Origin of the sequence: Mixta gaviniae, from assembly GCF_002953195.1 — a bacterium.
Classification (GTDB): domain Bacteria; phylum Pseudomonadota; class Gammaproteobacteria; order Enterobacterales; family Enterobacteriaceae; genus Mixta; species Mixta gaviniae.
In genome coordinates this window covers 4304554-4317337 of the sequence record NZ_CP026377.1, presented here as the reverse complement: position 1 = coordinate 4317337, position 12784 = coordinate 4304554, and the positions used below count along the sequence as shown (strand labels likewise).

Genomic DNA, 12784 nt, shown 5'->3' with positions numbered 1-12784 from the left:
AAACGCCAAAGCCAGGGAGGCGGCAAACGCCAAAGCCAGGGAAGCGGCGGGCAGAGAGTGGAGTAAAGCGTGCGACGCAGGGATGCGCCGCCCGAGCCGCCAGGGATCGGTTCATGGCGTCTTTACGTAACTGCCTGCCCACCGCTGACCGGAGGCTGGGCACCATACCACCAGCTGCTGACCGGAATAAGGAGGCTATACCATTAGCCGCTAACCGGAAGTTGGACAGCATAGGATCAGCCGCTGGCCGCAAGACCGCCGCCTTGTCAACCGCTACGCCACACGACGCGCCGATGCCAGCAGCGCGCCGATAGCAACAAACAGCCCGCCAAACACCCGGTTCAGCAACTTCATCTGATGCGGGCCTTTAATCCAGACGGCAATACGCCTCGCCAGCGTGGCATAACCGATCATCACCAGAATATCGACCACAATCGTCGTCACGCCCAATACCAGATACTGTAGCGCCTGCGGCTGATGAGGAATAATGAACTGCGGAAACAGCGCGGCAAGAAAAATGATGCTCTTGGGATTAGTCAGGTTCACCAGAACGGCGCGCTGAAACAGACGGCGACGCGGCATCGCGCGGGAAACCGCCGTCAGATCAATCGCGCCGGCGGCGCGCCATTGCTGAATGCCCAGCCAGATAAGATAGGCGGCGCCCGCCCACTTCAGCACCTCAAACGCCAGCAGCGAACGGGAAAAAAGCGCGCCCAGCCCCACGCCCACCAGCACAATATGCAGCCCCAGCCCCACCTGCAGCCCGGCGATCGACGCTGTTGCGCCGCGATAGCCGTGGCTGATACCGGTACTCATGGTATTAATCGCGCCAGAACCGGGCGATAAGCTGAGAATTACGGTGGTTAACAGATAAGTTAACCACCATTCGATAGTCATGGGTAACGCTCCCTGAACGCGCAGAATTATGCCACAATACGCCATTGCCAGCGGTTGCGCTACGGCGACAGAGTGTCGGGCGGGTTAAAGGAGTTGAACCATGACCAGTCATAAAAAACACTGGGCAACACGGGAACAGGCGTTTGCCGCTTTCGCGACCGGGCCGCTGCTGGACTTCTGGCGTCAGCGTGAAGAGTGTGAATTCACCGGCGTCGAAAATGTCCCGATCCGCTATGTGCGCTTCACATCGCCGCAACATGACAAAGTGATACTTATCGTGCCGGGGCGTATCGAAAGCTACGTTAAATATCCGGAACTGGCCTATGACCTCTGGCACTGCGGTTATGATATCGTCATTGTTGACCACCGTGGCCAGGGGCGATCCGGCCGGCTGCTGAAAGATGCCCATCGCGGTCATGTCGTTCACTTCGAACACTACGTTGATGATTTAGAAACGCTCTGCCTGAAAGCGCTGATCGCCGGCCACTACCGGCGTCGCTATGCGCTGGCGCACTCTATGGGCGGCGCCATTTTGACGCTGCTGCTGGCGCGCAATCCCACGGCGTTTAATGCGGCGGTACTGGCATCGCCGATGTTCGGCATTTACCTGCCGATGCCCGCCTGGATGGCGCACCGCATTCTTGACTGGGCGGAAAAGCGTCCGGCGATGCGCGATGGCTATGCGCTGGGAACCGGCCGCTGGCGCGCGCGGCCGTTCAGCATGAACACGCTAACGCACAGCCGCGAACGCTATAAACGCAACCTGCGCTTTTACGCGGACGATCCGGCGATTCGGGTCGGCGGCCCCACCTATCACTGGGTACGGGAAGGCATCCAGGCGGGGCAAAATATTCTTGGCAAGGCGGCGACCATCGCCACGCCTTTGCTGCTGCTGCAGGCCGGGGATGACAAAGTGGTAGATAACCGCTCGCAGGATCTCTTCTGCGCGGCGATGCAGGCCGCCGGTCATCCCTGCGAAGGCGGCAAGCCTTATGTGATTGACGGCGCGCGTCACGAGATCCTGTTTGAAAAAGACGCCATGCGCGCCGAAGCTTTACATGCCATCGTCAATTTTTTCGAGCGGCATGATTAAATTGCACCACTCAGAACGTTACCACTCTCTTCGATACCAGAGGTTTGCATGTACCATGTTGTCGCTTCCGATCTGGATGGCACCCTGCTTTCTCCCGATCATCGCTTAACGCCCTACACCAAAGAAACGCTCCGGCTGCTGACAGCGCGCGGCGTCCATTTCGTTTTCGCCACCGGCCGTCATCACGTCGATGTTTCTCAGATGCGTGATAACCTCGAAATCGAAGCCTATATGATCACCTCCAACGGCGCGCGCGTGCATAACACCGCCGGCGAGCTGATTTTCAGCCACAACCTTGATGAAGATATCGCCCGCGATCTCTATGCGCTGAAGTATGACGATCCCGATATTCTGACCAACGTTTACCGTGACGATGAGTGGTTCCTGAACCGTCACCATCCGGAAGAAGAGCGCTATTTCCGTGAATCGGTGTTCACTTACCAGGTTTATCAGCCGGGCCTGCTGCCGACCGACGGCATTAGCAAGGTCTTCTTTATTTGCGACGACGCGGAAAAGCTGCTGCCGCTGGAAGAGGCGATTGTGGCGCGCTGGGGCGATCGGGTGAATGTCAGCTTCTCATTCCCCACCTGTCTGGAAGTCATGGCGGGCGGGGTGTCGAAAGGCCACGCGCTGGAAGAGGTCTCGAAGCTGCTGGGTTATTCGCTAAAATCCTCTATCGCCTTCGGCGACGGCATGAATGATAAAGAGATGCTGATCATGGCCGGCAAAGGCTACATTATGCGCAACGCGCATCAGCGCCTGAAAGATCTACTGCCGGAGCTGGAAGTGATCGGCAGCAACGCCGAAGATGCGGTGCCGCGCACCCTGCGTCAGCTGTTCCTCGCCTGAGAGTCGTTAAAGGCGGCCGGTTGCGGCCGCCTGTTTCTTTCATTAATTCATCTTCCTGACCCTTATCAAATAATAGCAGGGTTAATGTCTTGCAGGCTTTCTGTAAATGGCGTTATAGTCAACAAGCCTGTCCGGGCAAATAGCGTTTAGATTAGATAAAATAAGGCTGAGCTGAGCAGCGGATGTCTATTCTATTTGTCTGCGAATAATTAATTTATTAGTACTTCTTTATTAAATGAATGGCCAGGAACTATTGGTGGGCGTTTATAGCGCTTTCCCTTTAGTATACTTAATTTATCGGGTGCCGGGAGTTTTTATGGCGCTTTTCCGGACTATAAAATAACTGAAGCGGTCGCGCCTATTTTTAGCGATATGGTTTTTATTTTATCGGAATACACGACGGATATTCTCCGCCCGTTTTACCGTCAGACGTAAAACAATGCATTAAAATAGCGAAAGCAGGATGCGCTATTTCATCAATGGCGATAGCCGCTGACTAAATCATCCGGCCCGTCTGTTTACCTGCGGGCAGGAAAGCGCCGGCTCTACGGCGCATGATGTGGTAGCCGCGCTTGTTATCTTTTAAGCGCGTTTTTATTTACTGATAAGGAATTCAAAATGAAAAAAATGACTCTGGCACTTTTACTGGCGTCCTCAATGACCAGCGGCGCCGCTTTTGCCAATATCCATACGCTATCGGCAGGCTATGCGCAAAGCTACGTAGAGGGGTTTAAACATATTCGCGGCTTTAATCTGCAGTACCGCTATGAAAATTTTTCGCCGCTAAGCGTCCTGGCTTCTTTTAGCTGGATGAAGGGCGATGAGACGGATCATTACCGCTATTCCGGCAACCAGATGAAAGAGACGATCGAGGCCCGCTATATTTCCCTGCTGGCTGGCCCGGCGTATCGCATCAATGAATATATCTCGCTCTATGCGCTGGGCGGCGTAGCGCATAGCAAAGCGGATGTTAACGCTTCCCTGACCAGCCGGGACGGAAATTATGCCCTGCATGCCAGCGATAGCGCGAAAGCCTACAGTTTCGCCTATGGCGCCGGCGTGATAATCAACCCTGTTGAAAACCTTTCGGTAAATATTGGCTATGAGGGCACGCAGGCGGGGCAGGATATCGATTCTGCCATCGATGGTTTTATTCTCGGCGTAGGCTATAGCTTTTGATAAAACGGGGGCCGTAGCGGCCCCCTGAATATACTTTGGTAGCGAACCGGCGGACACTCCCTCGCCGGTTGGCTTATTGACATTACAAAGCTTACTGGCGCTGCAGGAAACTAACCGCCTTATCGGGGAAGTCGGTAAACAGGCCCTCTACCTGCGCCTGATTATAGAGCGCGTCATACAGCTGATTGACATCCTTAGCCCAGGCCGGCAGCTGATCGGCGCGCACCGTATAAGGGTGGATCTGCAGATGACTGGCGTGCGCTTCCTGCACCAGCGGCGTCAGATGAATCGCGCCCGGTCTGGAGTCGGCGCTGAACAGCTCATGGTAATCCGGCCCGATGCCGTCCACATATTTCGCCAGCTCCTTCATCGCGCCCGGTTTAAACATCCAGTCATAGCTGTAGTTCACCCATTTGCCGTCGCGCAGTTCTTCCGTTTCATGCTCATCGGTTTCAGTAATCAGCTGCACCAGCCGCAGATCCATGCCCATCTTCGGTGCCAGCTCGGTTTTAATGCGCTTTAACTCATTAAAATCGAAGCACTGTAGCCAGACATTATCCTGGCGGCCGCGGTAACCGTACTGTTTGAGGGTCTGCAATACCGCGCTGGCGATATCTTTGCCCTCCTGATGATGAAACCAGGGCGCTTTAATTTCAGGATAGAGGCCGATATGACGGCCGGTAGAGTGATTCAGCCCCTGAACGAATTCGATCTCCTCTTCAAAGGTGTGAATATGAAAAGAGGATTGATTCATCGGGAAGCGGCCCGGCCAGGTTTGCACCTTTTTGCCATCCTCCAGCTTAAAGCCTTCGGTGAAATTCAGGCTCCTGATCTCCGCCAGCGTAAAGTCGATAGCGTAATAGCGGCCATCTTTACGCGCGCGCCGGGGAAAACGTTCAGCGACATCGGTGACGCGATCGAGATAGTGATCGTGCAGCACCACCAGCCGATCGTCTTTGGTCATCACCAGATCCTGTTCAAGAAAATCTGCGCCTTGCGCGTAGGCCATCGCCTTGGCGGGTAGCGTATGTTCAGGCAGGTAGCCGCTGGCTCCCCGGTGCGCGATAACTATCTTGTCAGGATGCTGCGCGTTAACGCCGCAGGCGGCGGCAAGCAGCGCCGTCGCGATTAACCGTTTTGCTTTCATTTTTCGCCCTCACGCTGCATCTGCCGCTTGTGCCTGGTTTCACTCAGCATAGTCAGCAGCAGCAGGAACACCGCCAGCACGCAGCCGCTGATCATAATCATAAAGCCGCCGTCCCAGCCGAAATAATCGACGGTATAGCCGACCACGGCGCTCGCCGCCACCGAGCCGCCAAGATAGCCAAACAGACCGGTAAAGCCCGCTGCGGTGCCCGCCGCCTTCTTCGGCGCCAGCTCCAGCGCATGCAGGCCGATAAGCATTACCGGGCCGTAAATCAGAAAGCCGATAACGATCATACAGGCCATATCCACGCCGGGATTGCCGACCGGGTTAAGCCAGTAAATCACGGTGGCAATAGTGACCAGCACCATGAAAAACAGGCCGGTCGCGCCGCGGTTGCCTTTAAATACCTTATCCGACATCCAGCCACACAGCAGCGTGCCGGGGATGCCGGCGTATTCGTAGAGGAAGTAGGTCCAGGAGGATTTATCCAGCGCGAAGTGTTTCACTTCCTTCAGATAGGTCGGCGACCAGTCAAGAATGCCGTAACGCAGCAGATAGACAAAAACGTTAGCCAGCGCGATATACCACAGCAGTTTGTTGGGCAGCACGTACTGCATGAAGATCTGCTTTGCCGTCAGCTCCTGCTCGTGCTGTGCGTTGTAGTCGGGCGGATAGTCGTTTTTATACTCTTCAATCGGCGGCAGACCGCACGATTGCGGCGTGTCGCGCATCAGCGCAAAGGCGATCAGTGCGATGATAATCGCGCCGAATGCCGGCATATAAAGCGCAGCCTTCCAGTCGTTAAACCAGGCCATGCCGAGCAAAAACAGCAGCGGCGGAATGCCGCCGCCGACGTTATGCGCGCAGTTCCAGACCGAAACGATACCGCCGCGCTCTTTCTGCGACCACCAGTGAACCATCGTACGCCCACACGGCGGCCAGCCCATGCCCTGAAACCAGCCGCAAAGAAACAGCAGCGCGAACATGATCATAATGCTGGAGGTCGCCCAGGGAACAAAGCCCATCACCAGCATCACCAGAGCCGCCATAATCAGCCCGGCAGGCAGGAACACACGCGGGTTCGAGCGATCGGAAACGGAGCCCATAATAAATTTCGAAAAGCCGTAGGCGATAGAAATGCCGGAAAGGGCAAAGCCGAGATCGCCGCGTGAGAAGCCCTGTTCCACCAGGTAAGGCATGGCGAGGGCGAAATTTTTACGTACCAGATAGTAGGCGGCGTAGCCAAAAAAGATGCCGATAAAGATCTGCCAGCGCAGCCGGCGATAAAGAGGATCGGTGCGATCCGCCGCCACGCGGGGTTGATGTGGTGCTGGCTTAAAAATGCTAAGCATGAAAAGGCCTCCAGAGGCGAGAATGTTTTTAAACACGCATGAAATGAGCGAAAAGGGCCATTTCCCGGCCCAATGTTCTATTTCGCGCAAAGGATAGAGGCTGGAGGCAAAATTGACTGTGAGACAAGGCGCAAATGTTACAGTTTTATGACAGAGTGTTGTAACCGATGTCACAAAAAGGCGCGTCGGCCCCAGACGCGCAGCGGGCGACGGTTTAAGAATGGCATCGACGAAAACGCGGGCTCCGCTTTTATGGCGTCGCTAACCGGAAGCGGCATGAGGTTAACTTTGCCGCCGACATCCCGCCAGCGCCGCTTTAATCCCGTTGCCGCTATACTTCCGCCGCCGCTTTAATCCCGTCGCCGCCCGTCGCCGACAGGCAGCTGGCCTGGCTTTAACATACCCGCTGAGATTCAGCAGGTGCTGCTTTACGCCATTGCCGGGCATAGGGCTACCCTACGCCTGGTTGCCTGGTTAATAATCAGATGTCAACCACGAAGTCGCCAGGCGTCACGAACATTCCGCTACAATAGCCGCCTGTTTAGCCTGGGGACATCAACTGTGGCATTACTGATTATTACTACCATTCTGTGGGCTTTCTCGTTCAGCCTGATCGGCGTTTATCTGGCGGGGCAGGTGGACAGCGTTTTCTCCGTGCTGGTGCGCCTGGCGCTGGCGGCGCTGGTCTTTCTGCCGTTCCTGCGCTGGCGTGGCTATCGCGCTTCGACGCTGCTGCTCTATATGCTGGTCGGCATGTTGCAGCTGGGCATTATGTATCTGCTGAGTTTTGAGGCTTATCTCTACCTGAGCGTGCCGGAGTTTCTGCTGTTTACCGTGATGACGCCGCTCTATGTCACCCTGATATATGATCTGCTCAGCGGGCGCGGCGTGCGTATCGGCTACGCGTTCAGCGCGCTGCTGGCGGTGGCCGGTGCCGCGATTATCCGCTATGACCAGCTGAGCGAGCATTTCTGGACCGGCCTGGTGCTGGTGCAGCTCGCCAACCTCTGCTTCGCTGTCGGTATGGTGGGTTATAAGCGCTTACAGGAGACGCGACCGATGCCGCAGCACACCGCTTTCTCCTGGTTCTATATCGGCGCGGTGCTGGTGGCGATCGTCGCCTGGTTTTTGTGGGGCAACCCGCAGAAATTGCCAACCACCCATCTGCAATGGGGGATCCTGCTGTGGCTGGGCGTGGCGGCTTCCGGCCTGGGCTATTTTATGTGGAACTATGGCGCGACGCAGGTGGACGCCGGGACGCTGGGTATTATGAATAATATGCATGTGCCGGCAGGACTGTTGGTGAATCTGGCGATTTGGCAGCAGCAGCCGGACTGGCCGCCCTTTATTGTCGGCGGCGGATTAATTGTCGCCTCATTATGGATCCATCGTCGCTGGGTGCGCTGAAATAAAAAAGTACCGGGCTCAATCCTGAGTCCGGCACACTTTTAATTAGCCAATAACCTTATTCTGGATATCGGCAAGCAGACCGGTCAGGCGCTCTTCAAGGTTTTTTCCCAGACGGCTGCCAAAATCGAGACCCGCCTGCTGCGCGCTCTCCGCCTCATAGCCCAGGCCGAAAACGTTATTCAGAAAACGCGTGGCGTCATTAAACAAATCGCTAAAAACGGCAGAGAGGCAATCCTGAATTTTGCCCGCGCCGCTGATTGCCTGAACCTCAGTAACGGATAATTCTTTCATCTTTAATCCCTCATGGTGGTTATTTCCATATCGGGGAAAGCGTTTCCCCGAAGGAATTATGCTTTTTGAGATTAAAGGGTCAATTCATTAAGAATCAGCCTTTAATTAAATGCCTTTAACCGGACGAGGGAGGAATGGCGCCTGCCGGGAAGGAAACGGCAGGCGCCGGGCGGCGGGTTAACTGACCGGCAGCGGATGCCGCGAGGCATCGCGTACAAAAGGCAGGTGCTGGCAGGCGTGCTGACGCGCAGAGCGGATGAACGCGTCGGTAACCGGCTGACGCTGTTCGCCATCTCTGACCGCCGCGTAGAGACGGCTCCACAAGCCGTCACCCAGCGTCTTGGTCACAATCAGCCCCTGACGCTCAAAGTTTTCCACTACCCAGTGTGGCAGGGCGGCGATGCCCATATGCGCCGCTACCATCTGCACCAGCAGCAGCGTATTGTCGACGCTTTTCAGCGTCGGGCTGACCCCGGCCGGCTGCAGGAAATGACGCCAGATATCCAGACGCTGACGCTGCACCGGATAGATCATTAACACCTCCTGCGCCAGATCTTCCGGCGTAATCACGCCGACGCGCGCCAGCGGATGATCCGGCGCCAGCACCAGGCGTACTTCGAAATCAAACATCGGCGAATAGTGCAGCCCGCTGCGCGGCAGGATATCGGAAGTCAGCACCACATCCAGCTCGCCCTGCTGCAGCGCAGGCTGCGGATCGAAGGTGACGCCCGATTTGAAATCCATCACTACCTGCGGCCAGCTCTGACGGAAGGTATCCAGCGCCGGCGTCAGCCACTGAATGCAGCTGTGGCACTCAATGGCGATGCGCAGCGTGGTCTGATGCGGCTCATGACAGGCCTGTAGCGCCTGCTGGATCTGCGGCAGCACCTGCTCCGCCAGCTGCAGCAGGATCTCGCCCTGCGGCGTAAAGCGCAGCGGCTGGCTTTTGCGCACAAACAGGCGAAAACCGAGGCGCTGCTCCAGATCGCTGAACTGATGAGATAACGCCGACTGTGTTTGGTGAAGCTGCGCCGCCGCCGCGGCCAGAGAGCCGGTATGCCTGAGAGCCTGCAGCGTTCGCAGGTGCCTGATTTCGATCATGAGAGTCCTTCACATCGATAATGAACAATTTGCGCTTGAGGAATATACAGTACCTGCAGATTATAGCGGTGTAAACATCTGGACGGCTAAACATCTTAACCGATGGTCATTTTACGTTTGGGCAGGGTTCGCCATCTGCGAACAGAGGGTCGCCCCGGTTGCTTCGCCTGGCCGCACGTAAACTGACCGCGCTGTCAGGCCACATTAATGAATTTCGATGGAGAAACAGCATGACTATTCTGAACCATACGCTCGGCTTTCCCCGCGTCGGCCTGCGCCGCGAACTGAAAAAAGCGCAGGAAAGTTACTGGGCCGGTAACAGCAGCCAGCAAGATCTGTTGGCGGTCGGCCGCGAGCTGCGTGCGCGTCACTGGCAGCAGCAGAAAGACGCCGGTGTGGATATCGTGCCGGTGGGCGACTTCGCCTGGTACGATCATGTGCTGACCACCAGCCTGCTGCTGGGCAACGTGCCGGCGCGTCATCAGAACAGTGACGGCTCCGTCGATCTGGATACGCTATTCCGCATCGGCCGTGGCCGCGCGCCAACCGGCGAACCGGCGGCAGCGGCGGAAATGACCAAATGGTTTAACACCAACTATCACTATATGGTGCCGGAGTTCACGAAAGGGCAGCAGTTCCGTTTAAGCTGGACGCAGCTGCTGGATGAAGTGGACGAAGCGCTGGCGCTGGGCCATAAAGTGAAGCCGGTGCTGCTGGGCCCGGTCACTTACCTGTGGCTGGGTAAGGTGAAAGGCGAGCAGTTCGATCGTCTGAGCCTGTTGAACGACATTCTGCCGGTTTACCAGCAGGTGCTGGCCGAGCTGGCGAAACGCGATATCGAATGGGTGCAGATTGATGAGCCTGCACTGGTGCTGGAGCTGCCGCAGGCGTGGCTGGAAGCCTTTAAGCCCACTTATCAGGCGCTGCAGGGTCATAGCAAGCTGTTGCTGACTACCTACTTCGACAGCATCGGCCAGAATATCGAAACCATCCGTGAACTGCCGGTGCAGGGATTGCATGTCGATCTGGTTCACGGCAAAGATGACGCCGCGGCGCTCAACGCGCAGCTGCCTGCCGCCTGGCTGCTGTCGCTTGGCGTGATCAACGGCCGCAACGTCTGGCGTGCCGACCTGAGTAGCTGGTTTGAACGGCTGCAGCCGCTGGCGGCGCAGCGTCAACAGCTCTGGATTGGCTCTTCCTGCTCGCTGTTGCACAGCCCGATCGATCTCAGCACAGAAACCCGTCTGGATGATGAAGTGAAAAGCTGGTTCTCGTTCGCCCTGCAGAAGTGCGGCGAGCTGGCGCTACTGAGCAAGGCGCTGAATAACAACGACGCCGCCTCGCTGGAAGCCTGGAGCGCGCCGATCCGTGCCCGCCGCAGCTCAACGCGCGTACATAATGCCGCCGTGGCGCAGCGTCTGGCAGCCATCAGCGCAAAAGATAGCGAGCGTCAGAGCAGCTACGCTGAGCGCGCCAAAGCGCAGCGTCAGCGCTTTAATTTGCCCGCCTGGCCGACCACCACAATCGGCTCCTTCCCGCAGACCACCGAAATTCGCGGCCTGCGCCTCGATTTCAAACAGGGCCGTCTGGACAGTAATCACTACCGCACCGGCATCGCCGAGCATATTAAGCAGGCGATCGTCGAGCAGGAGCGTCTGGGGCTGGATGTGCTGGTGCATGGCGAAGCGGAGCGCAACGACATGGTGGAATATTTCGGCGAGCATCTCGATGGCTTCGTGTTTACCCAGAACGGCTGGGTGCAGAGCTACGGCTCACGCTGCGTGAAGCCGCCGGTGATTATCGGCGACGTCAGCCGTCCGGAGGCGATTACCGTTGAGTGGGCGAAGTATGCCCAGTCGCTGACCGACAAGCCGGTAAAAGGCATGCTGACCGGTCCGGTAACCATCCTGTGCTGGTCGTTCCCGCGTGAGGATGTGTCGCGTGAAACCATCGCCAAACAGATCGCGCTGGCGTTGCGCGATGAAGTGGCGGACCTGGAGCAGGCGGGCATCGGCATTATCCAGATTGACGAACCGGCGCTGCGCGAAGGGTTGCCGCTGCGCCAATCAGACTGGGCGGCCTATCTCAACTGGGCGGTGGACGCCTTCCGTCTTAACGCCGCCGTGGCGCGGGACGATACTCAGATCCACACCCATATGTGTTACTGCGAGTTTAACGACATCATGGATTCCATCGCCGCGCTGGATGCCGATGTGATTACCATCGAAACCTCGCGTTCCGATATGGAGCTGCTGGAGTCGTTTGAAGAGTTCGACTATCCGAACGAAATCGGCCCGGGCGTGTATGACATTCACTCGCCGAACGTGCCTGACGTCGAGTGGATTGAAGCGCTGCTGCGCAAGGCGGCGAAACGTATTCCGGTAGAACGTCTGTGGGTGAACCCGGACTGCGGCCTGAAGACGCGCGGCTGGACTGAAACCCGTCTGGCGCTGGCCAACATGGTGCAGGCGGCGCGCAAGCTGCGTGAAGAAAACGCCTAAGCAGGCAGGAGGAGAAGGGGCGCGTTGCGCCCCTTTTTTGTTAGCGATTCGGTTTCACGCCGTACTGATGGAACCACGCCAGCATGCGCTGCCAGCCATCTTTTGCCGATTCTTCGTGATAGCTGGGACGGTAATCCGCATTAAACGCGTGCCCCGCGTCGGGGTAAACAATGATCTCCGCCGTAGCGTTGGCTGCATTCAGCGCCTGACGCATGGTTTCAATGCTCTCCAGCGGAATGCCTTCATCTTTCGCGCCATACAGCCCCAGTACCGGCGCATTCAAATCGACGGCGATATCAACCGGATGCTTTGACTGCTTCATGCTTTTTTCGCCCACCAGACGGCCATACCAGGCGACGCCCGCCTTCAGCTGCGGATTGTGCGCCGCGTAGAGCCAGACAATGCGCCCGCCCCAGCAGAAGCCGGTAATCGCCATATTGCGCATATCACCGCCGTGACGCGCCGCCCAGTTGGCGACGTGATCAAGATCCGCCAGCACCTGCGCGTCAGGCACCTGGCTGACCAGCTCTTCCAGCAACTGTTTGATATCGCTGTATTCGCCGGGATCGCCCTGACGGAAATAGAGTTCCGGCGCCACCGCCAGGTAACCTTCGGCGGCAAGACGGCGACAGATATCGCGAATATGCTCATGGACGCCAAAAATCTCCTGTACCACCAGCACTACCGGCAGCGGTCCGTTCGCCTCTTTCGGCCGGGCATACCAGGCGGGCATATTCTCGCCCTGCGTGTTGATGGTGGTCTCGCCGCCCTGAATGGCGTCGTTATCGGTAAGGATGGTGGTGGAAGCTGTGGGCGCCGCCGCAGGAGCGAACCCGCGATTACGCTCTTTCTGAGCCAAATTGTCTTCGGTTTTCATTGTTCTCTCCGTGCTGCTATTAGCGCAATCCGGTAACTATAGCCAAAATCAGCAAGGCTCTCCGGTCTGCATATCTCACATCTCTTT

General features: G+C 57.0%; 11 protein-coding genes. 5 read left to right on the top strand and 6 right to left on the bottom strand.

Translation table 11 applies throughout. The annotated features are described in order from the left end of the window. Positions 1-273 precede the first annotated feature (273 nt). Positions 274-897: a homoserine/homoserine lactone efflux protein gene (gene rhtB, locus C2E15_RS20190; RefSeq protein ID WP_104958864.1), complete on the bottom strand. Its 624-nt coding sequence runs from the start codon at positions 895-897 to the stop codon at positions 274-276. A 100-nt stretch (positions 898-997) separates the two neighbouring features. On the opposite strand from rhtB, the gene pldB reads away from it, so the two are divergent. The 3 genes from pldB to C2E15_RS20175 all read left to right on the top strand — a co-directional run bounded on the left by pldB (position 998) and on the right by C2E15_RS20175 (position 4018). Further along, complete coding sequence (pldB, locus tag C2E15_RS20185; RefSeq protein ID WP_104958863.1) at positions 998-1990, top strand: lysophospholipase L2; 993 nt, start codon at positions 998-1000, stop codon at positions 1988-1990. Between the two features lie 48 nt (positions 1991-2038). Further along, complete coding sequence (gene yigL, locus C2E15_RS20180) at positions 2039-2839, top strand: sugar/pyridoxal phosphate phosphatase YigL (RefSeq protein WP_104958862.1); 801 nt, start codon at positions 2039-2041, stop codon at positions 2837-2839. Positions 2840-3457: 618 nt separating this feature from the next. Next, a complete protein-coding gene (locus tag C2E15_RS20175) occupies positions 3458-4018 on the top strand; it encodes an Ail/Lom family outer membrane beta-barrel protein (protein WP_104958861.1) in 561 nt (186 codons plus the stop codon). 91 nt (positions 4019-4109) lie between these two features. Here C2E15_RS20175 and glpQ read toward each other — a convergent pair whose 3' ends face one another. After that, positions 4110-5165, bottom strand: a complete 1056-nt coding sequence (glpQ, locus tag C2E15_RS20170) for a glycerophosphodiester phosphodiesterase (protein ID WP_104958860.1) — start codon at positions 5163-5165, stop codon at positions 4110-4112. Continuing rightward, positions 5162-6517 carry a glycerol-3-phosphate transporter gene (gene glpT / locus C2E15_RS20165; protein ID WP_104958859.1) on the bottom strand — a complete coding sequence of 452 codons (1356 nt, stop codon included), beginning with the start codon at positions 6515-6517 and terminating at the stop codon, positions 5162-5164. The genes glpQ and glpT overlap by 4 nt, the downstream gene beginning before the upstream one ends. 561 nt (positions 6518-7078) lie before the next feature. Between glpT and C2E15_RS20160 the strand changes: the two genes are divergently transcribed. Continuing rightward, positions 7079-7924, top strand: a complete 846-nt coding sequence (locus C2E15_RS20160; protein ID WP_104958858.1) for a carboxylate/amino acid/amine transporter — start codon at positions 7079-7081, stop codon at positions 7922-7924. A 45-nt stretch (positions 7925-7969) separates the two neighbouring features. On the opposite strand, the gene C2E15_RS20155 is transcribed toward C2E15_RS20160, so the two are convergent. Both C2E15_RS20155 and metR read right to left on the bottom strand, forming a co-directional pair. After that, entirely contained in the window at positions 7970-8218 is a 249-nt protein-coding gene (locus C2E15_RS20155; RefSeq protein ID WP_104958857.1) for a hypothetical protein, read from the bottom strand. 177 nt (positions 8219-8395) lie between these two features. Further along, positions 8396-9319: an HTH-type transcriptional regulator MetR gene (gene metR, locus C2E15_RS20150; RefSeq protein WP_104958856.1), complete on the bottom strand. Its 924-nt coding sequence runs from the start codon at positions 9317-9319 to the stop codon at positions 8396-8398. Positions 9320-9549: 230 nt separating this feature from the next. Here metR and metE point away from each other — a divergent pair, with 230 nt between their 5' ends. Beyond that, positions 9550-11820: a 5-methyltetrahydropteroyltriglutamate--homocysteine S-methyltransferase gene (metE, locus tag C2E15_RS20145; RefSeq protein WP_104958855.1), complete on the top strand. Its 2271-nt coding sequence runs from the start codon at positions 9550-9552 to the stop codon at positions 11818-11820. A gap of 40 nt (positions 11821-11860) precedes the next feature. Here the strand turns inward: metE and C2E15_RS20140 are convergent, their stop codons facing one another. Beyond that, positions 11861-12697 carry a dienelactone hydrolase family protein gene (locus C2E15_RS20140; RefSeq protein ID WP_104958854.1) on the bottom strand — a complete coding sequence of 279 codons (837 nt, stop codon included), beginning with the start codon at positions 12695-12697 and terminating at the stop codon, positions 11861-11863. Positions 12698-12784 lie beyond the last annotated feature (87 nt).

Excerpts from the sequence above, each read along its gene's own strand:
- rhtB (WP_104958864.1), bottom strand. The coding sequence starts at position 897 with ATGACTATCGAATGGTGGTTAACTTATCTGTTAACCACCGTAATTCTC.
- pldB (WP_104958863.1), top strand. The coding sequence starts at position 998 with ATGACCAGTCATAAAAAACACTGGGCAACACGGGAACAGGCGTTTGCC.
- yigL (WP_104958862.1), top strand. The coding sequence starts at position 2,039 with ATGTACCATGTTGTCGCTTCCGATCTGGATGGCACCCTGCTTTCTCCC.
- C2E15_RS20175 (WP_104958861.1), top strand. The coding sequence starts at position 3,458 with ATGAAAAAAATGACTCTGGCACTTTTACTGGCGTCCTCAATGACCAGC.
- glpQ (WP_104958860.1), bottom strand. The coding sequence starts at position 5,165 with ATGAAAGCAAAACGGTTAATCGCGACGGCGCTGCTTGCCGCCGCCTGC.
- glpT (WP_104958859.1), bottom strand. The coding sequence starts at position 6,517 with ATGCTTAGCATTTTTAAGCCAGCACCACATCAACCCCGCGTGGCGGCG.
- C2E15_RS20155 (WP_104958857.1), bottom strand. The coding sequence starts at position 8,218 with ATGAAAGAATTATCCGTTACTGAGGTTCAGGCAATCAGCGGCGCGGGC.
- metR (WP_104958856.1), bottom strand. The coding sequence starts at position 9,319 with ATGATCGAAATCAGGCACCTGCGAACGCTGCAGGCTCTCAGGCATACC.
- metE (WP_104958855.1), top strand. The coding sequence starts at position 9,550 with ATGACTATTCTGAACCATACGCTCGGCTTTCCCCGCGTCGGCCTGCGC.
- C2E15_RS20140 (WP_104958854.1), bottom strand. The coding sequence starts at position 12,697 with ATGAAAACCGAAGACAATTTGGCTCAGAAAGAGCGTAATCGCGGGTTC.